Consider the following 24,602-nt stretch of genomic DNA (forward strand, 5'->3'; position numbering starts at 1 on the left):
CATCAAGCCATTGCAAAAGCACTGAATTGTGACTTTTACTTTGCAGACCCTTATGCTTCTTGGCAACGTGGATTGAATGAAAATACAAATGGCTTAATACGTCAATACTGCCCCAAAGGTTCATGCTTTAAGCACTTAGATGATGAGCATTTTGAATTCATTATGCATCGTTTAAATAACCGACCTAGGAAAACACTTGGAATGAAAACACCAAATGAAGTATTGTTTGAAGAATTACAGGCTGTTGCACTAGCAAGTTGAATCCAAGAACCTATTAGTTTTAACTTTTTATCAATGCTTAGCTCACCAATAAATGAAGCAAGGTTGGCAGTAGATTCTGGATGCATACTAGTAGAATTGAATGGAAAATTTACAATTAAATCAGGTACTAAACTAGGCGCTTTAGGTACATTTTTAATGGCTTTATCACCCTCAACATAAACATAGCTATTCATACCGCTGGTATTTCCCAACGTCCAGTTTTTTGTTTCTTTAACATCAATGCCCTGGTCTGTATAACTACTAACCAATAAATGATTTGTTTCAAGCTTTTCACTATTAGTTACAACAAAAGTTCTGCTGCAACCTGTAGTAAAAGCAAGCAATAAAACAAATAACAACATTAATTTTTTCATGGTTTCCCTCTGTTTTTTAGCCAATTTTGAACCGTATTAACACGTTGAGATAGGCTTCCATCCAGATTAGATGCTATTTGGTAGGGTGTTAAATCCCTATCCCCCACAACTACAAACGTTGGAAACTGCTTTATTCTTACCACTGCTGCCAGGTTAATCATTCGCTTAACTGAGTCATCGTATTTATATGCTTCATTTAAATATTTATGCATACTGGTGCCTGAATATTTCATATCAAGCCACATATCAACATCTTCTTGAGCATCTAACCGATTAAAATCTTGTGCTGCATAAAGCACATCAAGTAATTTTCTGGAGTCGCAAACACTATCCTTATAGCAGGCATAATAAGTTTTTTCTGCCCAAGCCGTTGATACATCAGCATCATTAGGTATAGGTGCATAAACTAAATTAATGCCTGCCTTTTCTGCCAAATAGTTTATTTCTTGATCAACACCATGTAACTCTCTACAAAAGTTGCAGTTAATATCAACAAGTACAACAAGGGTAGGTTTACTTAAATCAGTAGCTCCTAGATTTGAGTAACTGGTAAGGGACAGGAAAAAAAACATTAAAATATGGTAGGCTAACCTACTACTCATTAGCAGTACCCTCTTCTAAATACCTATCTTCATAAATCAAACGCCACACAACAAACCGGCAAGAATAGTTACTTTTATCAAAAAAATCTTGAATAGAGTTTTGATGGTCTGGAAACACTAATTGACCAATACTAACGGACAAGCTACCTACCCAATTTACGGGTTCGCAGGTTCTAACGATTCTTTTTTCTCCATCAGGAGCAATAACAACCCACAAAGCAAAAACTATAAACAATAGTGAAAAAATCCCTAGCCGCATTTCAACTCCCCAAAATCTAATAAATACTGATTTTCTTCTATAAGCTGTTTAATTGGATTAAGCAGTTCAACATTGTTTCGCTTAGTATTCTTCAGGTGTTTTTGAACACCACGCTGTAGAACCTCACCATCAATACCCAGTATTTCAGCGTATTTATAGGCGTACTTGCTTGATAAAAAAACCTCTGCATCATTTCTCAACTTACTTTTTGTTGACTTTAGGTCTAAAAAACCCTGGTTTAAAATTGCTGCAAACAAGCGTTTTTGGCTATAAGTATCAACACACATCACTATTCACCCCTTGTAAATTACAATTTATTGTTAATTCACAACCAGCGTTTTTAAATGCTGTTTTTAGTTCATGTAGCACTTTTTCTGACTGAAGATCAGCAAGGTTTTCCGGCAAACACAAGGTTGCAATGCAGCCATTAACTGCGAGATTTGATTTAGTAATAATCATGCGAGATAAAAATGACAGCTCATCATCTTTCAACAATTCTTCTTTCACAGCCAAGCCCTGACTTTAAACTTTGTTATTAGTTATATTGTATATCATATAAGCAGATACGCAATAATTTTTACTGCGAGTTTTGTATTATTTTACTAGCTCAATTTTGGCTAGTGGCACAACATTTTTCTTGGTAAGCAAACAAGCTTCGCACATCTGTTGAGCTTGCGATAACAGATAGTTTGCGAGGCATTAACTGGTTCTAGATTTAATATAATTAACCGATTATAAGAACGGGGTTAGCGTTCGGACTTAGTTTGCTTATATTTCTTTACCTATCTGAAACAGTGTTTTTTGTTAGTTATTTTTTGATGGGAGGGCTATAAAAATGTTGTTCAAGCCAAGTTTTCAGGAAGGGTTTACTGGAAAAACTAAGTTTGCTGACTAAACCCCAAGCTTAGCCCCTAGCTCTGCTAGCTCGTTGTAGGTTTTGTTAATTATCTGGTCTTTCATTTCCCTTACAATCTCTAAGGGGTATTCCAAACACCAGCGGGTTGTTATTTTGCTAATCAAAACTTCCTTATCGTAGTCAGGCGAGGTATTTACCTTCGACTTGACCGTTTGTGTGCCGTAAGCATTGCGCCCTTTATTCATGCGCTTTAACTTGTTTGTAAACACCTCTTGGTTAGCCTGTTCTAATGCACTTTGTTTTTTTAGCTGTTTGCTTTTTGCAGTTTGTTTAACACGCAGTATTTCGCTTCTTGAATAGCCTAACAGCCGCCAGAAACGGTAGGTGAATGCAATATCAGCAGGCTGAGCTTGCCATTCGCCACTATCGCGCTTTTTAGCTGAGGGGATTCTGTAAAAAATTAAACCGGCATCACTTAAAATGTTTAGCCCATCAAAAAAGCGTTCTGGACTAAAACGGCGGTAACACTTCTCTGCATCCAGTGCATGAGAAACAAACCGTAGCACTTCGCCCAGGGTGCGCCCTTCTTTTAACTTCATAGTGGCTAAATCAATGTTTCTTAGTAGCCCTTGAGTGGTTAAACATAGTTTTTCCCTGTTCTCACTACGCATAACGCCTGACTTACTATTGATAGCAGCACGTAAGTGGGGTGATTTATGAAAAATCATTTTGTAGTGCTGTGAAAAAAAGTGGTAGGCAGAACCTTCAGATTGAGAAATAAAAGGTAAGCGTTTTAGCTTTGTGCCTTTCCAGGTTAAAGCTGGTAAGGGGCTGAATTTAGGGTCATGGCCACAACGGTTACCACGGTGAGTACCGGGAAACTGTTTCTTTAAGTTGGTGAAAGCCTTAAAAAGTGCAGTCATGAATCGGATCTTAAAAGTGCTTTTTTAAAACTTAATTTACCTAGCTTATCTTTCGCCCGACCTGGTTCAACGCTACCTTGTATTAAAAATAAGTCATTAATTGCTTTACCAATTAGGTAGCTTGGATTAGTGATCAATCCATCACGAACGCGGTAAATTGTTGATATATCACAACCCACAGCTTCTGCTATTTTTTTATAAGAAAAACCGTGCTTTTCTTTTAGTGCTCGAATTTTTTCCGCCAACTCTATATCCATCACTCCCCCCCCTGTTTTTTGCATGCTTACTATTATGCATCAGTGCATATATATAAATCAACTGATTGTTGCTCTATGCATTGCCATCTAGGAAAATATGCATCTATGCGGAAAATAAACTCAACAGATAAAGTTCTACGTGAATTAATGCGTGTTGCCGGCGTTAATCAAGTAGGACTCAGCCGTAAAACAGGTGTAAAGCAATCAACAATTTCAAGAATACTTAACCCAACAGGAAGTTCTGGCATTAAGAATCCAACTGATCAGCAGCTACGACCTCTTGCTGATTTTCTAGCCTGCACTGTTGATCAATTACGTGGTTATCAGGCGCTAGATCAAGAAAATCTTAATTACTCAGTTAAAGAAGATGAGTTAGCTGTAAATCCAGCTGAACCTAGACAAGAATTTATCTCGCTGCTTAGTGCTTCTAGTGAACCTGGTACCAACCATTTCAAAAGCCACAATGAAATACCATTCCATCGTGATTGGTTAAGTAAGATGGGGGTTAAACCTGTAAACCTACGAGCAACTTATGCTGTTGGCAATAGCATGTACCCTTCTATAGCTGACGGTGATGTGCTCTTAGTGAACATATGTGATCAGCAGCCAAAATCTGGAAAAGTTTATGCTTTGTACAGACCTGACAACAGTATTAGCATTAAACGTTTAAATGAAAAGCTCACTGGTGGCTGGATTATTAGTAATGACAACCCTAACAAACACAGTCATCCAGACGAGGAGTGTGATGACTCAATACTCAACACTTTACCAATTGCCGGTCGTGTAGTTTGGCGTGGGGGCTCAGTATTTTAAGAGTTTACCCACCCACCATTTTAGCTTTTAACCTCTAGACCTCCCATAAGAATGTTCTGATTAGTATTTTAAGAATATTACATAAAGGAGTGTCAATCATGGACACAAGACAAGATAAACAGAAGCTCGTTACCCGTATTAGTGACCTAGAAAGCACCATAGTTACTATTCATAGTCTAGCTACACATGCCCTCTCTCAAATAGAAGCCATTGCTAACACTTCTTTGCTAGCAATGCAGACACCTGATTCCTACTACTTCCCTGAAAATATAGCGATGACATTGGATGCTATCGGGTCTATTGCTCAAAGCATTCATGGGTGCATTGATGGCGAAGCAGAATGTATTGGCTGCACATCACCAAATAATCATAGTGTCGCTCGTAGTGCTGCTCACCGTATCTCTAAAAAATAACCGACTAGCTTTTTAGCAATTTCGACTGAACCACTCAATATATGCATCAACGCATTGACACTTTAAATGCATTGGTGCATATTATTAAGCATGTACCAGCCTGTATTAGCTTAGAGAGGTGTAGATCATGTTAGACAATAGAGTTGAAGTTGAAGAAAGGCTTTTAACCGTTAAGGAAGTTGCTGCCCTACTGGGTGTGGGTGTTAGCACTGTTTGGTATTTATCTAAAAACAAACGTATTCCTAAGCCTGTAAAGCTTAGTGAACAGGTAACGCGCTGGAAATCTTCGGAAGTATCAAGCTTCTTGAATGATCCTGAAGGATGGGTAGGCGCATGAACCAATCATTTACAGCACAATTACTCACGTCTGAGCGTATTAGAGCCCCCCATTTTTCTGACGAATGTTTTATTCTAAAGGGCTACATGCCTGAAAAAACCTACAAACAGATTATTGGTGCTACCTGCCCTATTTCTGAGTTTTTAAAAATTGAGCAAAATAGAAAAAATGGCGTAGCTGTTGATGTTTCACCTACCCCACACATCTTTAACAACTCTAATCACTACTACATTTGTATGCAGTACCACCAAGATGACTTGCTGGAGTGTACAGCATGAAAACTCACCCAATTATATTTAAAGCAGACATGGTTAACGCAATCCTTGCTGGCAGAAAAACTCAAACACGCCGTATAGCAAAAATTGATCAAACAACTTACTCAGATTTTAAGCACATTAGCACTGTAACTCGTCCAGAAAAACAAGCTGGCCAGCCTGTTGCCATATTTAAATCTAGTAAAACAGAAATGTCAGTCGGACTTGTTTCACCTTGGAAAGTTGGCGACCGGCTGTGGGTTAGAGAAACTTTTGGTTATCAGGTTGTCAATTTAGGTGTTACACCGCATGAACAGGTTGTTTACCGTGCATCTACCCCTGATGCGGTTAAGTGGAAGGTTGCCTGCGGTAAGCCTGCACCCATTAAGTGGAAGCCTTCAATTCATATGCCCCGTTCTGCAAGCCGTATTACGCTTGAAATCACCGATATTCGTATAGAGCGGTTACAAGACATTAGCAATGATGATGCTATTGCAGAAGGCGCTCAGAGTTTTCAAGGACTTCCGTCCATACACCGATATGGACAAGATCCAAGATGGTCAATGGAAAACCCAACTGCTACAGATCAATGCCTGGGTAATGCACGTACAGCATTTGCTAATTATTTTTGCAAAATTTCTGGTCAAGCTACGTGGGATATTAACCCATGGGTATGGGTAATTGAATTTCAGAAAATAACTGGTTCGATTGTTTAGGAGCTGCATTGTTATGGACACCAACATCAACACCTTGGTCAGCATCACTATTCTCATTAGCTGCGTCTGCCTTTTACAAATTCATGGCATTGCCTTTTGGACAGCTAAAGTAGGCGTGTTTGGTTGGGGTTGGTCTTTGCTGTTGGAGGTTTCTGCACTCTGGCTTTGGCACAAACCAAAGGTATCACACCGGCTATTAGCGGTGCTTGTTAGTCTTCTAACACTGGCTGGCCCTATTCATCATGTTACCAGCCCTATATTAGAGGCAAGCCACCAAGCGGCCAATGAAGCGACCGCTTCTCAGATTATACTAAATAACTTAGAGTCTGAAAAAAGCAGGCTTGAAGATCAACTTGCTACTTATCAGGCTAACTCTGAAAAGCGTACCGGCTGGTTAACACCTATTACTGCCACCAACAAGCGCCTTATAGAGATAGATGAGCGTATTGCAGGGCTAACAATCAATAAGCCTGATGATGCGAAGCTTTACGTTAACTGGGTGATTATTATGGAAGTTGCCGGTTTAATTATTTTTCAAATAGTTGCCGTGCTTACCATCCTTTCACTAAGTAAAGGAAGCAATAAACCCAGCAAGCCAAGAGTAAAAGAGCAGGTTGACCCACCTAAAAATACACAGCTTATTGAAAACATTGTTGCTACTCAAAACACAAGCAATGAAAGCAACTTACCAGAAGATGACGTGAGTATAGAGATAGTAGAGCTTGAACCCTTAACAATTCTTGAAAATGTGGAGGTATTTCTAAAAAGAACAGGAAAAAACTTTAGAGAGTTTAGTGAGTACGCTGGTGTATCACCCAAGGAGCTGTCTTTTTTACGTAATCACGAGAAAAGGTTAGTAAGCGGGGAGCGTACAGTCAGCATAAAGGCACTAGAACAAATTCAAAAAGCTTTGAACAATTAACTCTCAATATAAATCAACATTACTCTTGAACTGTATTGCAAGGTAAGAATATTAATTATATTATATAAGAATTAAAACAAACTTATAAAGCAAAGGTATTTCTATGAATGCAATTAGAGTTGTTGATATTGTAGACCATCATGCAAATGGTGCAAAGGCTGGTATTGAAGTTGGTGACACTTTAGTTAAAGCAAATGAGTTTAGCTTAGAAAGCGTTAACGACCTTACTAGCTTCATGAGTAGCTATACTAATAAACCTGAATGCATTATCACTTTGTTGAATAAAAAAGGCGATGTATCACTTGTTAGATTGCCAGTTGGTGCTTTAGGTCTGTCTCTTGTCCCTGTCGAAATTGAAAATAACTTTAATGAGTTTCTTTATGAGGACTTCATAAAAACAAATAAGGAGTTAATAAATAAAATAGAAATTGATAGTGCTCTAATCAGTACAGCATCAACACTTGAAGGCTACAAAATAGAAGAACACTTTGGTGTAATTACTTACCAACGCTTTGTTAGTTCTAAAGAAAATACAAATGATATAAGTATTTTTAACTTAAAGCGTCAAGCTTTAGAAAAGGGTGCCAATGCAGTGATAGGTGTTAATTTTAATTTCATTAGTGATGTAAGTGGCGGTGAATCTTATACTAGCACTAGTATCACTCTTCACATTTCTGGAACGGCTGTTAGGGTTAAGAAAATACAACCTAATGAGGATTGAGGTTATGCCAGGCATTAACAAAGTGATTTTAATTGGTAACTTAGGTGCAGAACCTAAAACGCATACTTTAGATAACAACACACTTGCTAATATTAGCTTAGCCACCACTGCCCGTTGGAAAGATAAGGCCGGTGTTAAGCAAAGCCGTACAGATTGGCACAAGGTTATCTTTTTTGGCAGCCTCGCCGAAGTTGCTGCTAAGTACCTTAAAACTGGAAGTAAAGTGTATGTTGAAGGCCGTTTGCAGAATCGTAAGTGGCAAAATCAAGAGGGTGTAGACCAATACACTACCGAAGTGGTTTGTAATGTTTTGAAGTTTTTGGATGCCAAGGAAGCTAACCCAACAGACAGTAGCCCTGCTGAAAATGCTGGGCAATACGCCTACAACCAATACTTTGCACCAGAAGATCAAGTTCCTTTCTAGGATTTAAAACCTAATTAATAAATGCTTTTAACAGAGGTTAAGCTTTATGTTTTCAAAAAACACGGGAACTGGAATACTTATCGCATCCTTGCTCCTACCTGCTTTAGCACATGCTGGTCCCGTCTATGACTTAGATGATTACGGTGTAGTTATTCATAAAAAAACCAATTCAGCCAAGCCTTTTATGCAGATAAATGCTGGCTACGGTAAGTTTGATAACGGGGAAAAAACAAATGCACTTGACTACACGCTAGGCGTTAACGTGCCTGTAGCGTCTGACTATAGTTTAGATGTTGCGGTGTATCATTCTAATCTTGGTAAGCAAAATGCTTTTAAGGTTAAAGGTTATGGCCTTAGAACTAGCTTAAAAAATAGTATGAGTGAAAAATCCAGCTTGGGCATTAACCTGGGCGCGGGTTTTACTAAGCAGCAGCTTGAAGGCGCTCAATTATCAGCAGGCTTCGGTTACGAGTACCTTATTACCCCTAGCCTAGCGTGGAATATAAATGCTGAATATTACTTCTATGCGGCTAATAGTGATTCTAGCTGGAAAGGTGGCAAAACTGGCATAAGGTTTTATTTTAAGTGAGAAAAGGCCGCTATTAGCGGCCTAACTCATACTTAACAACCTTAAAATATTAATTAAAATTACAATGCGCTAGTTCATTTCTATCAAACCACCTAATAGCCTCAACCTTTTTATAATTAAAATTACCATCTATACCACTGAAGAAAAAGCCGTTTTTACGATCAGCTTGCCCCACAACATGAACTTTCATTTTGTTTATATTTAAATCTTCAATATAGCCAAAACTATTAGTATCATAGGTACAAACTTTGTCGCCAATACTATACTTAGCTCCTAAACGATTATCCCAACGTTCTTGAGCAATTCTTTGCTCCAATTTAAAAAGCTCTATCCTTAACTTTTCTTCACGCTCTTTTCTTTCTTTTTCTGCTTGCTCTTCTGCAATCTTAGCAAGCACAGGGTTAATTAATTCATCAGCATCCGATGGGCTTAAATTATTATAATAAGACTTTATATCTCCTAGGTAACTGTGCCTGTTACTTCTACCGGTATATCCGACCTGAACAGTTGCCTCAGTATAATAGTCTGATACTTGCCTAAAATATGGTGGACTATTATACTTTATTTCACTTTTAAATATTTCTGGATTTTTAGACGCATTATCAAAAATAGCACGCACACTATTTGACAAAATAAAATATCTAATTGAATTTGAGTAATGTAGATTAGGCCTTAATTTATCTGATAATCTTATTGAGTAATCACTGCATTTAAAATCTGATTTTCTTTTTGATCTATTAATTATTCTCTTACTCTCTTCAAACTCAGATTCTGTAAATATACCATATTTTTTATCGTAGACAACAATATCACTTCCAAGCCTTTCTGGATAAATAAGGTAAAGTAATTCATCATCATAATATCCACAAATATTATTCCCTTCAAAAAGTAATGGCAACGGCTCACTGCTATAACCAGACTCATTTAGTTCTTCTTTTTCACCTATTGTAGTACAGGCAGCACTCATGCTACACAGTAACAAAACAACCAACCCTCTTACTACCGAAATGCTCATAAAAACTCCTTGTACTTTCAATTATTTATTAACTTACTAACTATATTTAACTTTATTGTACTGAACAAGCCATAAAAATATTGAGCATTAGAAACCCCGACAGAAGTCGGGGGATGAATTTATGCTGCAATTTTAGCTTTATCGGCTGAAAAGCTATTAAAGACATACTTTGTAGCTTTTTCTGCTAATGCAGAAGCTTTAAAGATAGCCTTATCATCTTCTTTTAGAAGCTTTATCCAACTACTAATGTAGTTAGCATGATCTTCTATTCGTCCAGAAATACCCAGTTTACTACACATGAAACTTGCGGCTAACTCAGCAACAAGTTCTTCAAATGCGTACTCTGGTGACTTGAACTTACCAAACACTCGGTTCAGGCGGTTTTCATGGCCGGTGGAGTGTGCTACTTCGTGAAACAAGGTAGCAAAATAACCCTCAGTGCTATGAAAGCGGGTTAATTCAGGTAAGACAATCGCATCCTTTGCTCTGTTGTAGTAAGCGCTATCGCCTTTTAGCGTAAGCTCAATACCTTCAGTTGCTAGATACTTGTTCAGCTTTGAACTTATATCAGCATCAACCAAAACATTAGATTCTTCTGGATTACACTCTTTTTCTGGCAAGCCTTCAATTTGATCTCTGTTAAAAACAGGGATTGCTTTAGCAAAGGGAATTACCTTATGAACTTCTTCATCTGGCGTGTCTTCAGGAAGCTTCTTACCGTCTGCATCATACTTATTGACGGAGTAAGCAACTATTTTAGTCGCTTTAGAACCTTTCTTTATCTTGCCCTCAAGCTTCTTAGCTTGATTAAAAGTAAACCACTCATTGCTGGCGAACCCATTTTCCATAGTAGCAAAATAGGTTAACAGAATATTGATCCCGCTATATTCATGTTTCGTTACACCATTATGATGTGCTCCAGCACCATCCCAAGGGGCGAACCAATGGCTAGTACCTTGCTCCATTTTTGCAATGATTTGGTTAGTTACTTCTTCATAAATGCTTAGCTTTTTCATGTGATTACCTATTCATTATAACTAGCCCAAAATGGCTGTTTTCATGAGTAGGTAAGGCAGGGGTGACACGCAAAAAAAGGCCGCTACTAGAGCGGCCAAGAGCACAGCGGAGAATCTTAAAATAATGATTTGATTGTACTGTTACCCAGCATACCCATTTTTGACTTCTGATTTTCTTTTCCAAGGTTAACAATGGTTGTTGGTGCTGCTGTTAATCCGGCTTGTTGCCATTTACTTGTTCTATTTTCTGATGCAGCTAATGCGCTACTGCTTGGCTGTATGCTTAGTGACTCACCAGAGAAAACATCAATTAAGTGCTGCTTTGCTTCAGCTTCGCTAAGATCATCAAATACTGCTGCTTTTACCACGCTGTCATGGCTGAGTATGCCTACTGGCATGAATTTGAATGTAAAGTCTTTCAAAAGCTCTGAATCTGCATTTATATTGTTAAAATACTGTGTGCAGTAAGGGCAGTTTAGGTCAATCACAACAACAACCTCTCGCTCCCCCTCCCCGATTTTAACTACAGGCTGAATATCAACAACTGACTGTAACAAGCTTGCATTTAAAATATCAGCTTGTGGTGCGCTTTGTTTTGATACTTCTGGTTGTTTCGATGCTTGTGGCAAAACATCTGTAAATAATTCAAAGTGTTTGCTACTTAAATTATTGCCGCTTGAATCCACTATTCCACCAATTATGGCGTGGCTACCATTACCCACGGTATATACAATCGCTTGGCTAGCTTCTCTGGTGCGTTCTTTTAGCACCCACCCTGTAACCTCCTGTATCTCGGTTGTAAAGCCTTTAATTACCTGCATATCTGCAACTTTTTCCTGATCCATTTCTTTAAATACAGTAGGCCAATCATTTTTCGATGCTACTTGTATTTCTTGTAATGGTACAAAAGTGTTTTGGCTATCTTTTAAGAAGCCAAAAGATAGAGAGCCAATTGCTATTACTGCTGCTAGCCCTATAGATGTGTACGTTATTTTGTTTTTAAATGACTTTAATTTGTCTTCATGTGTTTTCATTAACTAGCACTCTTTATCCAGGTTGTATTTAATAAAAGCTTATCAGGGATATTTAAACTGTTAAGCTTATTTGGTGATTAATTCAAAATAGTAAGGTGATCTAGGTGAAAAAAATAAGCAAAATACCACATGACGTATTATGGATGGGTAAGCCCAGTTTGGTTTTGGCGTACCCGAAACTAGTTTGGCTTTTTGTCAGTACACTTTTGTTGATCTGGTATGAGTTAAGCTATGATAAAACCCACGTTTACATATACTACTCTTATTTCCTTGTTGTAACGTATAGCTTTTTCGTTTGGGGTATAAAAGCTCTTCAGCTAAAAACGACAGTTTATACCCTAAAAAGAGACCGACTTTTAATTAAACGGGGTATTCTACGCCGTATAACTGACGAGTTAGAGTTGTTTAGAGTCAGGGATTTTCAGCTTGATGAACCCATTGCACTGCGGCTATTCAGCTTAGGCAATGTTGCACTTGTTACATCAGATAGAACCACTCCTGTAATTCGTTTAGAGGCTATACCAGAAATAAATAAGCTGCATGAGTACCTACGAAATCTTGTGCGTGAATGCTGGGATGAGCGAGGTGTTAGAGAAATTGATGCTGGTTAACCACAGCCCCGTATTTGTATTGAAACTCGCTTTCATTACAAATACGGGGTAAACACCTGTTACCAATTTTGTGGGGCTAGCTTTCTTAAGTCTTCATCTAGCTCATTAAATTGTTTTATTGGGCTGTCTAAACTTTCTTTACCACTGGTGGTGCCAGGCACATTACCAGCTCCAATTATCCCCCCACCATCAGCTTCATTGGGATTAACCCAAAGCTTGTAGGTGAATGTTTCGGATATTGAACCACCAGCCGTATCCCAAATAATTGAACCAACAATCGTCTGGCTTTTTTGAGGCTTGTTTTTCACATCACCATACACATGTTTTGCAACTTGACCTACACCATAATTTTGCTTTTGTGTACCATCACCCCAATCAACAGTATAGCCAATGACCTTATGCTTAATAACCATACCGTTTTTAGTTACTAAAACTCGGTTATCTCCAGTATAGAGCGGCTGTAACTTTACCTCTGTCCCTGGATAACCATTGTTGGGAAATAAGCGTAGGTTTTTAGTACCAGTGCTCGCCATAGATGTAGACTTTCCACTGGTGATTTTGTTTGCATCTATTTGCACATCTAGGACATTATCACCAGCCATTTCCTGTAGTTTGTTTTCTGCGTCTTTTGCAACAAGATCTGTAAATTCCCTTAAATCCATCGCAGCTATATTTAATGCAAGGAATTGATCTAATGTAAATCCTGAACAATCTGCTGCTAATTGATGGTTGTAGTGCTGTGTTTTTTTACCTCCAATGTACTTACCAAACACTTTAGGTTTAATCCCTACTCTATACCTGTCATAAGTAATGCCTCTGTGCCAAGGTTTAGCTTCCAGCTTTATATTTGCAACAACACGGTAGGCGCAATTTAAGGTTTCGGAGCTACATTGTCCAAACGCTTTAACTCGTATTCCACCTTTTAAGGTGTTAATTACCTCCTCCTCATGATAAACCCCGTTGGTATCATAGTAGGCAGGTATCACTTCAGTTTTAATAATTTGCTTAGGGTCATTTATAATTTGACCATCAATAGCCGTTGGGCTATCCAGTACAATCGTTTCCCAGACACTATCATTTTCAGCTTCATCAATATTGCATGTAACTGGCGAACCCAAGCACATTTTCAACTTTGGAGCTGGAAGCTCTTCAGGTGTTTTTGTTGCGCCTATTTCAAAATCAAAAACATCGTCTGATTCAGACTTTTCTACTGGCTCCGTGTAAGCCATTAAGTGAATTTGGTTATGGCTGTTATAATTAATTTTCCAACCACTATTCAACCCTTGAAGTGCCCAGTTCATATCTATGGGGACATCTACTGACCCACCAATGCCTTTTTGCCATGCGTGTATATTATACGCACAAAGCCCTGCATCACTGCACGATCCCTGCAATACCAGTAAAGGGGTTAAAGTCTGTAATTCTTCATTTTCAGCTTTAAGCAAGCGTACATGCCACTTACTACTCGCTTGCAACACTGGGTTTATAGGCAGTGCACCACACTTACCTTCTTTCTCGCAAATAGCAACATAAACATCTGCATTCTGCGGGCAGCTTTGGTCTGTCATATTTGCCGCCGTTGCCGTCTCAGCATTTGTGCAGCTATGAGGCCACTGCCAAAACCTAACATCTTGCTTATTAACAATTTTTGCTGGTGTCCAACTACCTGTTATTGGCGTATAGAATCCAAACTCAACTGTATCAGTTATTGATCCTGTTTCCGGCCGTGTTGCATATAAGGCTAACTGTTTACGACCCTGCTCTTGGATTATTCGTGCAAAAGGGTCATCAAACGTACACCAGCTTTGATAATGGTCAACCGGCACACGGTCAACGACATCCCAAACATAACCTTTGCAGACGTGAGGTTTGAGTGCCAATTTTTGAAGTATATCTGAAGCATTTTGGGAGCCACGATTGCTAGGCAAGCTGAACATGCCCATCATTGGTATGCTGTTATTCATCCACCACGCACAGGCCTCATACCTACCCGGCAACCAATTCCCATCTTCTACAACATCATCTACCCCAACTAAATCAATATCTTCTTCGTTTGGGTAAACTCGGCATTGATTTGGTTTGCTTATACAGCTACCGTCAGATGCAATTTCTTCACATGCACATTGCTCTGTTTCAAAATAGTCTTTATTTTGCTCATCTTTTTTAATCACTCTGTCACACCCACCCGAACCGCAGCCAGGGTCGTATAGCGTGTTTTGACAAACCTTGCTAGGTATCCCGTACCTATACGACTCTACAAAATAATGCTGCTGTTTTAATACGTTATTTAGATTTGCTTTTTTAATGGGTAAATCACTATCTTCTGGCCAGCGCTGAACACCTGAATAGCCAAGCAAGTTGAAAGCTGGTTTTACATCCAGCGCATAGGATAAACAGGTTTGAGCTTCATCATTTGCTCTGCTAGTACACAACCTATCTATATTAATTGCATGGCATTTTTTGCCGTAGGCGACACTAGCATCTTGAAAATCATCGCCTAGTAATGTATTACCGGTAGCAACAGGCGTTGCACCGTCTAACTGTATTAAATGAGCTGCACTAGCTAATCTCTTCACTGCTAGCTCAATATCATCTTCGTCACAGTTACCTGCATTAACAGTTGTGCCAATATCTTCTGGTAGGCCAACACAACAGTTACGCTTATCTTTATCTAACCCACCTAGAAAAGAAAATGCAGTAAAATGAGGTAGGTTAATTGGCCAATTCATATAGTCAAAAAACTTACTTGAAAACTTGCTGCATTGCGCTAACTTGCCGTTAAAGACAGTGATATTTCCTTCATCATCTTCTGACATATTGCCTGCTAAGGCATTCGATAACGCTTTGGCTTTTTCACCTTCGGCAATAACTTTTGCCAATGCACCAGCGTTATTTGGAGCTTCAGAGGTATCACCTACTGAGTTACCGTACGCGCCTTCACAGGTATAAGCTGTTTCACAAAAGTAGTTTTGTTCTTGCTTTACACAAAGGCCATTTTCTTCTTTTATGCATTCAGTGGCATTAACTCGGCATTTTGTAATTTCTTCTTCTGTTTCTGGTGGGCTGGGGTGGCACTCCTTGGGCGGTTCTTTATAGCACCAAGTATGAGTAGTGTTGATTGTGCCACCAGTTGCATCTTGTTTTGATGAGTATTCGGCAGGAGCGCAACCTAAGCTAGTATCTAAGCCGTTAGTGCTTTCATACGTCCATTCTTCATCCCACTTCCAAGGATTGGAGGTGTTTTGGCCAATGCTGCTAAAAGGGTATTCTTTATTAAATTCTCTTTGTTTTATCCAGCCGTAATCCTGCATCTGTTGGGCATTACAAGTGCTTGTTAAATTGTCGAAGCACGTATATATTTTCTTATATTCCCAGCACCCAGGGTTAAATACCTCACCATGAATTGTTCTAGGTGTGCTATCTAAACAATCACCTTGCAGTGAGTTATTCTGATAACATCCAGCAGCACTGGAGCTGTTAGGACTTCTATTGTCTAATGATTCACAGTTATTTGTAGTCTTAATTATTGTATTGTATTTCTTATAAATTATTTCTAGCTCTAAATTATATTCACCAGAACCAACAACCCAAACAGATGAATTTATGAAAAAAGAAGATACATGGCTTATTGATGAAGTATTCTTTACAGCTGAAGTTATATCACGCCAACCCATTGAGTTGTTCTTGTAGTCTTTTCCAGTACCCCACCTATCACTTGTTGATAAAACATAGGAACCTGAGTTCTTTTTACTTGGTGCAACAAAAACCCTCAAATAGTCATCAATTCGCGGGGCTCTTATTTTTATGCTATGAACATCTCTTGGGTTTAGTGGTATAAAAATGTAATTATTTGCTTTTGTTTTATTACCAATATTACCACCACCATAGACACTATAGTTATTAAACTTATATTTTGTGCATTGATAGGTTATGCCATTAACTGACTGTTCACCACAACTGGCTTTGCTCGCCGCTCTTTTGCTATAGCCTGAATCTGTTAAAGTATTTTCTACAGTTACAGCCTCTAGCTTTACGCTACATACCTGATTGCTTACTTGGTATTGAGAAGTGCAAACCTGTTCACCCTCATGATCTAACCGCTCATGTATGGCAATATCTTGAGTGCAGTAACCTTTTTCAGTGCGCTCACACATCATCTTGCCAAAGTTGTTGCCTTCTCGCTTGTCAATCAGGAAATCAAAGGTTCTAACATCACTAGGGTCACAAGACTGACGTACCTTACCGTCATGATTTAACTCGTTCATACGTTCAGAATAACAGTCAACGTGCTGACTTTTGTTGTCTTGTATATCTTTGCGTATTTTTGCTAACTCAGGGTCAACCGGATCATAAATTGCACTAACATCATTTAAAATTGAACCACTCGCTGCATGATTTACTGCGGCAGCTTCACCTTGAGCTTTACTACCAATTGATGTTGAAGAAAATTCTTGCTGATAAACTGCCTTATAACGTATGTCACATGCAGCAACTGAACAGGTCGATTCCAGTTGATATGCACCGCTAAATACACCATTTCTAAAGATTTGCTTGCTACCAGTGCCATCTAACGTGTCTACATGCGTATTATGCTCAGAACAATTGTGGCCAGCTGAAACAGCATCGCACATAGCAACGCGATACTGCCCTTTTTCACACTCCAAAACTTTAACTTCAAGGTTTGCTAACTGAGCAACTGCACCTGACTCACATAAAAGTTTTTCAGAACCTTGTCTACGCAACATAAAACCATTCGTAGAACCTTCGGATAGAGACTGATTAAAAATATCATCACCCTCAAACTGGTTGCCATCCTTGGCATGAGCTTCAACCCCCAATTCACTTAAAATATCAGACTCATTATAAGAGCTAGCATTCTGGCTATTATCCCACTCAGCTTTACTTTCACGAACCATCCGTTCAATTTTTTGACGATCTTCTGGCGATAGACCTGCACCCCCATCAGTTACAATAGTTTGTGAAAAAGCAAGGTGTGATAAGAAGACAAAGGAAATTAAAAAACATTTAGCTATAAGGTTTATATTCACTTAATCACCCAGTCTTTTTAGTAGTTGTCGTGTGCCCTTTGGTGCTTTTACAGTGCCAAAAGGGGTTGAATAGTTTTCCATTTCTAGCAAATGAGTATCCTGCTGATATTCAAAATTGTTATCAGGCATTGGAGTGTTATACGTGATTTCAGCTAATGCACTTCGATACGCTTCATTTGCTAGACCTAGAGCTAACTTTGAGTTTTCATCCTCTGCTATTTCATAATTTTTTAAATTACTTAAAAATCGCTGAGCATCAGCTCCCTCTTGTATAAACTGGTCAAGCGCATATTTAAGCGTGACGCTGCCAGTTATTTTGTAGTATTTTTCTGAACTAATCGGTTCACATTGCACGTTTGTGCTATTAGGTGTGGCGCAGAGGTCTATTAAGCTGTTTTTTGTAAAAACAATGGCCGGTACTGCATCCACTTCAAACGCATCAAATAAGCGTGGATCAAGCTGCACCATTGCCCCTGCTCCATCAGGTTTTAAATCCTGCATTAGCTGGCCACGAAAAAAAGTACCTAGGGTTTCATCTTTTTTCACACCACGCATAACTAACACTGCACTGGTGTAAGCTGCATCTAAAGCATAAGAGCGCAATAATGATTCAGGCATTGAGCGACTAACAAAAACATACAACTGATCTTCTTTTTCCAAATTTAGCTGCTGTCTTCTTAACGCTTCATTCTCTGCAAAAACCTTATTGCTAATACCGCCGACAATGGTTCCATTTTCAAACATTTGTTGACGTTTAGTGCTACTACTATGCTCACGTTCTAGTTGTACAGTTTCGTGTGCTGCATCAATTGAACTATTACCCTTGCTCATAGTGTCCATTAGGTTTTGATAAGACTGTACCGCACCAATCTTTTCTTTATTGAATAAATCTATATTCCGTGTTTTTTGATCTTTAAACACTTCAACTGTTTCATACGCTTGATTTGCTGAATCAGCAGCAACTGAGTCAGTAAGACCAAAGAAAACTAATATTACAATTATTAGAGGAAGCAACACTGTCGTCCCTGCCATATCAGAAAGTTGTTATCAATCCTATCACCGATATTTAAAGGTGGTGTAGAACTCCAAAGCTGCGTATTCATACCTAACGTTGCTGTTCTATTTGATGCAACCGGCTGTATTGGCTCAAATCTAAATTGGCTACGAGTCAAATAAGGCGAATAATGAGAATGACACACAGCGCCTGCCCCTATAGTAGTTAAAAGTGCACCACTATTTGCATAGGTGCTCATAAACCTACCTAAAAAGAGTAAATTTGTATCCGCAATCCCATTTTCTAGGTTGCTATTCCAACCTATCGGTGGAAATAAATTACCCTGATTACCTGCACACCAAAAAAGTGAATCTAAAGGGTTTCTGGTTGCTGAAGCCATTACATCAGCAATACATGCTAAGTCTGCTACAGGGTTGGCAACTAAGAGAGTTAATGGATACATTATTGCAGCTAAAATTTCGTTTTGCCAAAATGGCATCACTTCAGTCATGCCACCAAATGCGAAGCCTGATACGCCGCTTTGACATAGTGCTGACCCCATTACATCTAAAATTGCAAATAACGGGTACTCATACCAATGCACCTGCATATTTAATAAATTCCCTTCTGACCCACCGTCTCCATCATCACCACCGGCAAATGACCCAGAGCTAGCCAAAGGTGATGCCATAATAGGCGGCAGAACGCTGATCCCCCCCATGCTTGATAGGCAGCCAGGCATATTGGTTACTTCTGCTATATACATAGGTTCCCAATAAGTTATTCCGATACCCGGAATGGGTATGCCTGGTGGAATAATTTTACAGAAACATATTGCTGGCATAGTTTTCATGCCAGCAGGATTTGCATGACCTCCACCTGAGGAAACACCAGCAGTTGTAATAGGTAAAGCATTGTTCCAATTAGTAGTTATAGGATTCCAAACAGACCCTCTGCAAGTACCATCTGATAATACAAAACCTGAAAAAAATGCAAGCACTAAAAAAACAAACGGCTTAGCTATACTTTTCATTTAATGACCTCGCTAGCTTTTTTAGTTGAGTAAGGTGGTGCAAATTCGGCAACTGTTAGATGTTTAGGGTTTTCGTTAGACACACCCACAATTGAAGGTGTTTTATTGACTTGAGCAGTTATAAAAAACCACTTATCAACTGGATAGAGAGCCATACCAACACCAGATAACTCATCCATAACCCCATCGGTTGTAAAATAAATAAACTTACTGGGGTGTTCGTTATTTAGCTTTTTTGCCCATTCAAGTTGTTCCTTAGATTCTGCACTAAAAATAACATAGGACTGATTAATAGAACTTGCAGGTAATAAATCTAAGGGGTTTAGCCTGTAACCTTTTGGAAAGAGAACTTGGTTCTCAACACCCCCGCCGGGCAAAGGTTTTGGGACAATAAAGTCTTCTGTTAGCACTTGAGTAATATCGACCAACTTGACATCATCAACTTGTGCTTCGGCCACATCCCAGCGTGTAGGGCGATTAACATATTCACGCGCACTATCGACCACCCCATCATTAATTTTTTTCCAGTCTACTTTTGCCGCATCTTCTGACATGCGAACCCGTATATCCTGCTCTACAATTTCCCAAGTGCTGCCCTGCACACCTAGATCCATAGCAAACGCATGACTGACCAAGAAAAAGGCACACAGTGTTAGAAAACTAGCTAGCTTGTGCATGGTTGTACTCAACAAATGCTTTAATTCTTCTTTGTACCGTTCTTTTTGACACTTTAATCTCCTCAGCTATTGCATTATTTGTATAGCCATCCAAATGTAACTTGATGATTTTCCTAAATTGGTACCGGTTTTTATCATCATCGGGGTAAACAAGTTTAGTTTCAGGTTCAGTGTTTTTTGGTTTTTGATTGAAAAGTAGTTCAAATGGGTCATTACCAGCTAAGCCTGCTTCAGTGATAAGCTTGTCTAAGCTATCACCAAATACATCGTCTAATGACACGCTTATAGGTTCTGGTGACTCTGTTCTCGTAATTGAAACAGGCAATAGGTTTGTTCTACGCCATGCAACTAAAGCCCAGCTTGCACATGAATAGGCATAAGAAATTATTGCATCATCATCATAGTATGGGTCGTAGTTTGCCTGCATTAGCGCTAAGACAACCTCGTGTTTAGCATCATTATGGTACTGATAGTTTATGTATAATTTTTTGGTTAGGGTATTTACTATCCGTTGCACTGCATTTTTTTCATCGTGCATCAAATAATCATAAAGAGACCACATTTAATGCCAACCCCTCGCATCATTATGTATGAAAAACTGACAGCATTTAGTAATGAAAAAAAAGTTAGCGTTTCAAGCCGTGAGAAAACCGGTGGCGCTGCCAAAGGAAGCTATGCTGGAAGTATTGGGCTTAAAATTAAAGCGCTAATCGACAACCACGGCCAAACACTAAAATCCATTAATCATTATTTGTCACTGTGCCTCTCTGAAAATATCTCACTCAATACCATGTACTCTTGGTCAAAAGGTGCAACACCTAGAGATACAAACAAAGCCACTGCAATTGAACAGTCACTAGATATTATGATTGCAGAAACACCCAAAATATCTGGCGGTACTTGGTGCAGCCGTTCCGAAGTAAAAAACACCCTACAAGCCTTGCAAAAACATTTAAGCACCACTGAAATGCACATAGCTACCGATGTACCCATTACCACGATTCAAAGCTGGCTTGATGGCTTGCATCGTGTTGAACGTAGCAGGTTCAGTAAATTTAAAAAAGATCTAACAAATAACTTCACTATAGCTTGCAGTATATTAAGTAAATGTGAAGAGCAAACTTAGGAAATAGTTGTGAAAGAAAACAATCAATCGAACGAAGACCAAACGATGAAAGTTGGACCCGATGTGCCCGGCTATAAGTTGATATGGATGATTAACCAAACTGCCACGTCTCAACAACTAACCCAGCAGGAGCTAAGTGAAATTTTTGGCCTCGCCGCGAGTACGGTTAGCTATATATTAACGGCCAGAAAAGACATTAGAAAACTGGATAAGTCTGTTTTTAATAAAATAGCCAAGTGGTTGGATCTACCGGTCTTATCTGTATTGATGCTCGCTGAACAAATTACTCCTGAAGATTTTTATTCAGATAAAACAAGCATGGATGAGGCAATCAATAGAGCAACAAAGCTTATTTTAAGTGATCCCGATTGGGGCGCTTATGCACCCCGTGAATTACTAACCTCCGACAGCAAAGACTTAAAGATTTTTTTAATTTGGTGCTACGAAAGGGCAACTAGCACTAAACTTTTGCCTGGAGCTATTGATTATTTAGACCTAATCAAAGAGCTAGAAAGCTTTAGAAAAGAAAATAAAACGGGTTGACCGACCTAAATAGTTAGGTCGGGGAAAAGCAATACCGCTGGATGACAAGCTAAAGCTTTAGCTAAGATTTTAGCTCTATCAATACCCAGTGTTGCTTGGTTATTTTCTATTGCGGATATGGCTGGCTGAGTTATGCCTGTCAATTCTGCTAGTTTTTTTTGACTTAATTTTTTCATTTTTCGTAAAGCAGATAGCTTTTCACCAACACTCAATGTTTCCATAAAACAACTCGTTTCCTTATTACTTTCCACAGACTTTCCAAATGGAAACGGTGGAAACTTTAATGGAAACCCCTTGAAACACAAGGGGTTAGCCATTATTTAGCAAGAAGACTATCTATAAAGTTTTTGCATGACTCAAAAGAACTTTCCACTTCAGAAGGCACTTCTAACTTTCTTTCCTTTGCTAGTTTCCTAGCGAAACTGAGCATTTTGGCCGTGGGTGGGGACTTAGCTGAATTGGTTTTTTTGCTGCTATGTTCATTCAAAAAAGCTTTACAGGCATCAAACGTTTTAACTGCTTCACTGGCATCTAGCCCTAACTCTTTAGCAAGGCTATTGGCAAAATCAATCATTTTTTTAGTGGGTGGGCTTGTCTTACTAAACGTCTTTCCACCTAGCTTTTTATCACCAACATCTTCCACAAGCTCTTTAAGATAGGTGGTCACAAATTTTGTTTGCTCTGCTAAAAACTCATCACGTAAAGCGACTGCCGTTTTATCATTAGGCGCTTTATCTATTTCATTTAACTGGCCTTCCCACTTAGCAGTTATAGCTACATTGGCTAAGTTTTTTGGTACTTGGTTAATCAGTTCAGCACCCTTATCGGTTGCAGTTATTGTTGCTGCACCTTTTGCCTTGGCTATTTTGCAATAGCCTCTTGCCTGTAGCACCTCGATTACTGTAGCTCTAGTTGCTGGTGTTCCAATGCCAGAAACACTTTTAAGGATTTTCGCAGCTTCTTTATCATCAGTGTGTCGGCCAGCATTTAACATTGCTGCTAGTAACGTATCATCAGTAAAATGCTTTGCTGGCTTGGTTTTTTGTTTTGAAGTTTTTACACCTGTTACTGAGCATTCCTGATTTAGATTTAATTCAGGTAAAAGTTCATCTAAGTCATCTTCTGCTCTATCACCCAACTCAAGCCAACCCTTGGTTACTAGGTTTTGAAGCTTACGCTGAAAAACTGCTGGTTTTTCTTCAACAAAACCTTCTATGTTGGCATTTGCCTGCAAATCCAGGGTTTCATAGATTGCACTAGGAAATAATGCCGTAACAAATGCTTTAGAACATTCTGTAAAGACCTTAACCTTGTTAGCACTCCATTGGCTTAATTCTGGCACCTTACCAGTAGGGATTATCCCGTGGTGCTCCATCGGTTTATTAGTATAGGCTTTAGGGGGTGTATCGAGTGGGTGTTGTTTTTCCATGGCCATAGCCGCATTTTTTAACGCGGGCACGGCTGCAACGGCGGTTAACTGTAAGGCTAGATCATCTTTATTATAAAAACTGATAGGCAACTCACCATGTTCAGTACGTGGGTAGGTTAAATAACCTTCCAGCCTTATTTCATCAGTTAGTTTTAACGTATCTTTAGGTGATATGCCCTGCTTACTCATTGCACGTTGCAACGTAGTTAATGAGTGGGGCAACGGTGGGTTAGATGTTTTCTTACCGGCTTCAGCCTTAGTTATTGTTAAAATTGAGTCTTTTAGCCTTTCTTCAAAGGCTGCAACTTTTGCTTTATCTACTAAGTAAACTTTACCCTTATCATCAACTTCTAACCCATCAAAGTGTTCAATTTCTTTGGGTATCACGTAATTCCAATCAACTTGAGCTGCTAACGCCTTTACAGTGAAGTGATCAATTGGCCGGAATGATTTTATGCTTTCATCCCTATCAACAATCATTTTTAATGTAGCTGTTTGGACTCGACCCACTGAAACGACCGACTCCTTGCCACTGCCCTGCCCTAAAAGGCTACCCATCAACCCCAAGCGACCTTTAATGGTGTAGCCACGTACTAAAAACTGCCACATCCAATCAGCGCCCTGCCGTGCTTGCTGCGCCCGATAAAAAGGTAAAGTTTTATCGTTTTCTAAAATATTTTTTACTGCCACTTGAATATCCTTAGGTTCAAGTGCACCAGAAAACCAAAGCCGCTTAATCTCACCTTTATAGCCAGCATGATTTAAAATATCCCTGCCTATAGCTTCACCCTCACGATCAGCATCGGTTGCTAACCAAACTTCGGTTGCACCCTTCAATAAGCCTTTAATTAATTTGTACAAGGCTGCACCACGGCTAGAAGGCTGCAACCGGCCAGGTTTAGGTACGGGTAAAAGTGATTTAGGGTCAGTCCAATTGGCTTCAGATACTTTATCAGGTTCTAACGGCTCAAAAATATGACCACTAGCCCAGCATAACTTGGCATTTTTACTACCTACTTTACCTTCTAGGTGACGATCACCTTTTTTGGTAAGTCCAATGGATAAGGCAATTTTTTCACCCTTTTCACGACTTTCAGCAATTATTAACAGTGTCATCTAACAACCCTTATTAGTTAATTAAATAATAGAGTTATAGTGACATGGATAAAAAAAACGTGAAGATAGATATAACTGACTTACACAACCATATAATATTATGTTAGGATTGATTATTGCTCACCCATGCAGGTAGTTATCAAGGTTCCTGGATTCAACTCTCAAGTGCAACTCATTAAACTAGGATTGGATGGCAAGCTGCTGTAGCATCTTATGCTTTTCAATCGACCAAGAATGAG

29 protein-coding genes are annotated in these 24,602 nt (G+C 39.0%); 13 read left to right on the top strand and 16 right to left on the bottom strand.

The window, feature by feature from the left end:
- A partial coding sequence (locus BP27_RS17150; RefSeq protein ID WP_027851258.1) for an IS30 family transposase occupies positions 1 to 261 on the top strand: 261 nt, incomplete at its 5' end.
- A gap of 370 nt (positions 262 to 631) precedes the next feature.
- Here BP27_RS17150 and BP27_RS0111470 read toward each other — a convergent pair.
- The 6 genes from BP27_RS0111470 to BP27_RS17005 all read right to left on the bottom strand — a co-directional run bounded on the left by BP27_RS0111470 (position 632) and on the right by BP27_RS17005 (position 3,532).
- On the bottom strand, positions 632 to 1,237 hold the full coding sequence (locus BP27_RS0111470) for a DsbA family protein (RefSeq protein ID WP_027851675.1): 606 nt from the start codon (positions 1,235 to 1,237) through the stop codon (positions 632 to 634).
- Positions 1,230 to 1,496, bottom strand: coding sequence for a hypothetical protein (locus BP27_RS0111475; protein WP_027851676.1), 267 nt, complete (start codon positions 1,494 to 1,496; stop codon positions 1,230 to 1,232). Before BP27_RS0111475 ends, BP27_RS0111470 begins: the two co-directional genes overlap by 8 nt.
- Entirely contained in the window at positions 1,487 to 1,783 is a 297-nt protein-coding gene (locus BP27_RS0111480; RefSeq protein WP_027851677.1) for a hypothetical protein, read from the bottom strand. Before BP27_RS0111480 ends, BP27_RS0111475 begins: the two co-directional genes overlap by 10 nt.
- Positions 1,773 to 2,003, bottom strand: coding sequence for a hypothetical protein (locus BP27_RS0111485; RefSeq protein WP_027851678.1), 231 nt, complete (start codon positions 2,001 to 2,003; stop codon positions 1,773 to 1,775). Before BP27_RS0111485 ends, BP27_RS0111480 begins: the two co-directional genes overlap by 11 nt.
- A 384-nt stretch (positions 2,004 to 2,387) precedes the next feature.
- Complete coding sequence (locus BP27_RS0111490) at positions 2,388 to 3,275, bottom strand: hypothetical protein (protein WP_027851679.1); 888 nt, start codon at positions 3,273 to 3,275, stop codon at positions 2,388 to 2,390.
- Complete coding sequence (locus BP27_RS17005; protein ID WP_084324589.1) at positions 3,272 to 3,532, bottom strand: helix-turn-helix domain-containing protein; 261 nt, start codon at positions 3,530 to 3,532, stop codon at positions 3,272 to 3,274. The genes BP27_RS0111490 and BP27_RS17005 overlap by 4 nt, the downstream gene beginning before the upstream one ends.
- Before the next feature lie 105 nt (positions 3,533 to 3,637).
- Between BP27_RS17005 and BP27_RS16820 the strand changes: the two genes are divergently transcribed.
- The 9 genes from BP27_RS16820 to BP27_RS0111540 all read left to right on the top strand — a co-directional run bounded on the left by BP27_RS16820 (position 3,638) and on the right by BP27_RS0111540 (position 8,721).
- Entirely contained in the window at positions 3,638 to 4,345 is a 708-nt protein-coding gene (locus BP27_RS16820) for an XRE family transcriptional regulator (protein WP_051610537.1), read from the top strand.
- A 98-nt stretch (positions 4,346 to 4,443) separates the two neighbouring features.
- On the top strand, positions 4,444 to 4,758 hold the full coding sequence (locus tag BP27_RS16825; protein WP_051610538.1) for a hypothetical protein: 315 nt from the start codon (positions 4,444 to 4,446) through the stop codon (positions 4,756 to 4,758).
- 127 nt (positions 4,759 to 4,885) lie between these two features.
- Positions 4,886 to 5,095 carry a helix-turn-helix transcriptional regulator gene (locus BP27_RS16125; protein WP_051610539.1) on the top strand — a complete coding sequence of 70 codons (210 nt, stop codon included), beginning with the start codon at positions 4,886 to 4,888 and terminating at the stop codon, positions 5,093 to 5,095.
- Positions 5,092 to 5,373 (top strand): hypothetical protein, encoded by a 282-nt coding sequence (locus tag BP27_RS0111515; protein ID WP_027851680.1) that lies wholly within the window; start codon positions 5,092 to 5,094, stop codon positions 5,371 to 5,373. The genes BP27_RS16125 and BP27_RS0111515 overlap by 4 nt, the downstream gene beginning before the upstream one ends.
- Complete coding sequence (locus tag BP27_RS0111520) at positions 5,370 to 6,065, top strand: hypothetical protein (RefSeq protein ID WP_027851681.1); 696 nt, start codon at positions 5,370 to 5,372, stop codon at positions 6,063 to 6,065. The genes BP27_RS0111515 and BP27_RS0111520 overlap by 4 nt, the downstream gene beginning before the upstream one ends.
- 13 nt (positions 6,066 to 6,078) lie before the next feature.
- On the top strand, positions 6,079 to 6,987 hold the full coding sequence (locus tag BP27_RS0111525; RefSeq protein ID WP_027851682.1) for a hypothetical protein: 909 nt from the start codon (positions 6,079 to 6,081) through the stop codon (positions 6,985 to 6,987).
- A 103-nt stretch (positions 6,988 to 7,090) separates the two neighbouring features.
- Positions 7,091 to 7,708: a heavy metal-binding domain-containing protein gene (locus BP27_RS0111530; RefSeq protein WP_027851683.1), complete on the top strand. Its 618-nt coding sequence runs from the start codon at positions 7,091 to 7,093 to the stop codon at positions 7,706 to 7,708.
- Positions 7,709 to 7,712: 4 nt separating this feature from the next.
- Complete coding sequence (locus tag BP27_RS16130; protein WP_036240174.1) at positions 7,713 to 8,132, top strand: single-stranded DNA-binding protein; 420 nt, start codon at positions 7,713 to 7,715, stop codon at positions 8,130 to 8,132.
- A 46-nt stretch (positions 8,133 to 8,178) separates the two neighbouring features.
- A complete protein-coding gene (locus BP27_RS0111540) occupies positions 8,179 to 8,721 on the top strand; it encodes a hypothetical protein (RefSeq protein ID WP_027851684.1) in 543 nt (180 codons plus the stop codon).
- A 49-nt stretch (positions 8,722 to 8,770) separates the two neighbouring features.
- Here the strand turns inward: BP27_RS0111540 and BP27_RS0111545 are convergent, their stop codons facing one another.
- The 3 genes from BP27_RS0111545 to BP27_RS0111555 form a co-directional block, all read right to left on the bottom strand.
- Positions 8,771 to 9,736, bottom strand: coding sequence for a hypothetical protein (locus tag BP27_RS0111545; protein WP_027851685.1), 966 nt, complete (start codon positions 9,734 to 9,736; stop codon positions 8,771 to 8,773).
- Positions 9,737 to 9,855: 119 nt separating this feature from the next.
- On the bottom strand, positions 9,856 to 10,752 hold the full coding sequence (locus tag BP27_RS16135; RefSeq protein ID WP_051610540.1) for an ArdC family protein: 897 nt from the start codon (positions 10,750 to 10,752) through the stop codon (positions 9,856 to 9,858).
- 116 nt (positions 10,753 to 10,868) lie between these two features.
- A complete protein-coding gene (locus BP27_RS0111555; RefSeq protein ID WP_027851686.1) occupies positions 10,869 to 11,786 on the bottom strand; it encodes a thioredoxin domain-containing protein in 918 nt (305 codons plus the stop codon).
- A gap of 143 nt (positions 11,787 to 11,929) precedes the next feature.
- On the opposite strand from BP27_RS0111555, the gene BP27_RS16830 reads away from it, so the two are divergent.
- Positions 11,930 to 12,397, top strand: coding sequence for a PH domain-containing protein (locus BP27_RS16830; protein WP_245597843.1), 468 nt, complete (start codon positions 11,930 to 11,932; stop codon positions 12,395 to 12,397).
- Between the two features lie 59 nt (positions 12,398 to 12,456).
- On the opposite strand, the gene BP27_RS0111565 is transcribed toward BP27_RS16830, so the two are convergent.
- The 5 genes from BP27_RS0111565 to BP27_RS0111585 are packed head-to-tail and all read right to left on the bottom strand — an operon-like array spanning position 12,457 to position 20,711.
- On the bottom strand, positions 12,457 to 17,445 hold the full coding sequence (locus BP27_RS0111565) for a conjugal transfer protein TraN (RefSeq protein ID WP_027851687.1): 4,989 nt from the start codon (positions 17,443 to 17,445) through the stop codon (positions 12,457 to 12,459).
- Positions 17,446 to 18,459, bottom strand: coding sequence for a type-F conjugative transfer system pilin assembly protein TrbC (gene trbC / locus BP27_RS0111570; RefSeq protein WP_160169838.1), 1,014 nt, complete (start codon positions 18,457 to 18,459; stop codon positions 17,446 to 17,448).
- Positions 18,447 to 19,472 carry a TraU family protein gene (locus tag BP27_RS16145; RefSeq protein WP_051610542.1) on the bottom strand — a complete coding sequence of 342 codons (1,026 nt, stop codon included), beginning with the start codon at positions 19,470 to 19,472 and terminating at the stop codon, positions 18,447 to 18,449. The genes trbC and BP27_RS16145 overlap by 13 nt, the downstream gene beginning before the upstream one ends.
- Positions 19,469 to 20,149: a hypothetical protein gene (locus BP27_RS0111580; protein WP_027851689.1), complete on the bottom strand. Its 681-nt coding sequence runs from the start codon at positions 20,147 to 20,149 to the stop codon at positions 19,469 to 19,471. The genes BP27_RS16145 and BP27_RS0111580 overlap by 4 nt, the downstream gene beginning before the upstream one ends.
- Positions 20,133 to 20,711: a helix-turn-helix domain-containing protein gene (locus tag BP27_RS0111585; protein WP_027851690.1), complete on the bottom strand. Its 579-nt coding sequence runs from the start codon at positions 20,709 to 20,711 to the stop codon at positions 20,133 to 20,135. The genes BP27_RS0111580 and BP27_RS0111585 overlap by 17 nt, the downstream gene beginning before the upstream one ends.
- Positions 20,712 to 20,714: 3 nt before the next feature.
- Between BP27_RS0111585 and BP27_RS0111590 the strand changes: the two genes are divergently transcribed.
- Entirely contained in the window at positions 20,715 to 21,275 is a 561-nt protein-coding gene (locus tag BP27_RS0111590) for a hypothetical protein (protein WP_027851691.1), read from the top strand.
- 9 nt (positions 21,276 to 21,284) lie between these two features.
- Complete coding sequence (locus tag BP27_RS0111595) at positions 21,285 to 21,818, top strand: hypothetical protein (protein ID WP_027851692.1); 534 nt, start codon at positions 21,285 to 21,287, stop codon at positions 21,816 to 21,818.
- Positions 21,819 to 21,823: 5 nt separating this feature from the next.
- On the opposite strand, the gene BP27_RS0111600 is transcribed toward BP27_RS0111595, so the two are convergent.
- Both BP27_RS0111600 and BP27_RS0111605 read right to left on the bottom strand, forming a co-directional pair.
- Complete coding sequence (locus tag BP27_RS0111600) at positions 21,824 to 22,039, bottom strand: helix-turn-helix domain-containing protein (RefSeq protein ID WP_027851693.1); 216 nt, start codon at positions 22,037 to 22,039, stop codon at positions 21,824 to 21,826.
- 95 nt (positions 22,040 to 22,134) lie between these two features.
- A complete protein-coding gene (locus BP27_RS0111605) occupies positions 22,135 to 24,363 on the bottom strand; it encodes a DNA topoisomerase (RefSeq protein WP_027851694.1) in 2,229 nt (742 codons plus the stop codon).
- Positions 24,364 to 24,602: the final 239 nt, after the last annotated feature.

Origin of the sequence: Marinospirillum insulare DSM 21763 (assembly GCF_000686905.1) — a bacterium.
GTDB lineage: Bacteria > Pseudomonadota > Gammaproteobacteria > Pseudomonadales > Halomonadaceae > Marinospirillum > Marinospirillum insulare.

Coding starts and splice junctions, on each gene's coding strand:
- BP27_RS16825 (WP_051610538.1), top strand. CDS start 4,444: ATGGACACAAGACAAGATAAACAGAAGCTCGTTACCCGTATTAGTGAC.
- BP27_RS0111540 (WP_027851684.1), top strand. CDS start 8,179: ATGTTTTCAAAAAACACGGGAACTGGAATACTTATCGCATCCTTGCTC.
- BP27_RS16145 (WP_051610542.1), bottom strand. CDS start 19,472: ATGAAAAGTATAGCTAAGCCGTTTGTTTTTTTAGTGCTTGCATTTTTT.
- BP27_RS16830 (WP_245597843.1), top strand. CDS start 11,930: ATGGGTAAGCCCAGTTTGGTTTTGGCGTACCCGAAACTAGTTTGGCTT.
- BP27_RS0111585 (WP_027851690.1), bottom strand. CDS start 20,711: ATGTGGTCTCTTTATGATTATTTGATGCACGATGAAAAAAATGCAGTG.
- BP27_RS0111580 (WP_027851689.1), bottom strand. CDS start 20,149: ATGCACAAGCTAGCTAGTTTTCTAACACTGTGTGCCTTTTTCTTGGTC.
- BP27_RS0111555 (WP_027851686.1), bottom strand. CDS start 11,786: ATGAAAACACATGAAGACAAATTAAAGTCATTTAAAAACAAAATAACG.
- BP27_RS0111525 (WP_027851682.1), top strand. CDS start 6,079: ATGGACACCAACATCAACACCTTGGTCAGCATCACTATTCTCATTAGC.
- BP27_RS0111590 (WP_027851691.1), top strand. CDS start 20,715: ATGCCAACCCCTCGCATCATTATGTATGAAAAACTGACAGCATTTAGT.
- BP27_RS0111545 (WP_027851685.1), bottom strand. CDS start 9,736: ATGAGCATTTCGGTAGTAAGAGGGTTGGTTGTTTTGTTACTGTGTAGC.
- BP27_RS16820 (WP_051610537.1), top strand. CDS start 3,638: ATGCGGAAAATAAACTCAACAGATAAAGTTCTACGTGAATTAATGCGT.
- BP27_RS0111600 (WP_027851693.1), bottom strand. CDS start 22,039: ATGGAAACATTGAGTGTTGGTGAAAAGCTATCTGCTTTACGAAAAATG.
- BP27_RS17005 (WP_084324589.1), bottom strand. CDS start 3,532: ATGGATATAGAGTTGGCGGAAAAAATTCGAGCACTAAAAGAAAAGCAC.
- BP27_RS0111470 (WP_027851675.1), bottom strand. CDS start 1,237: ATGAGTAGTAGGTTAGCCTACCATATTTTAATGTTTTTTTTCCTGTCC.
- BP27_RS0111605 (WP_027851694.1), bottom strand. CDS start 24,363: ATGACACTGTTAATAATTGCTGAAAGTCGTGAAAAGGGTGAAAAAATT.
- BP27_RS0111530 (WP_027851683.1), top strand. CDS start 7,091: ATGAATGCAATTAGAGTTGTTGATATTGTAGACCATCATGCAAATGGT.
- BP27_RS0111475 (WP_027851676.1), bottom strand. CDS start 1,496: ATGCGGCTAGGGATTTTTTCACTATTGTTTATAGTTTTTGCTTTGTGG.
- BP27_RS0111520 (WP_027851681.1), top strand. CDS start 5,370: ATGAAAACTCACCCAATTATATTTAAAGCAGACATGGTTAACGCAATC.
- BP27_RS0111480 (WP_027851677.1), bottom strand. CDS start 1,783: ATGTGTGTTGATACTTATAGCCAAAAACGCTTGTTTGCAGCAATTTTA.
- BP27_RS16135 (WP_051610540.1), bottom strand. CDS start 10,752: ATGAAAAAGCTAAGCATTTATGAAGAAGTAACTAACCAAATCATTGCA.
- BP27_RS0111515 (WP_027851680.1), top strand. CDS start 5,092: ATGAACCAATCATTTACAGCACAATTACTCACGTCTGAGCGTATTAGA.
- BP27_RS16125 (WP_051610539.1), top strand. CDS start 4,886: ATGTTAGACAATAGAGTTGAAGTTGAAGAAAGGCTTTTAACCGTTAAG.
- BP27_RS0111490 (WP_027851679.1), bottom strand. CDS start 3,275: ATGACTGCACTTTTTAAGGCTTTCACCAACTTAAAGAAACAGTTTCCC.
- BP27_RS16130 (WP_036240174.1), top strand. CDS start 7,713: ATGCCAGGCATTAACAAAGTGATTTTAATTGGTAACTTAGGTGCAGAA.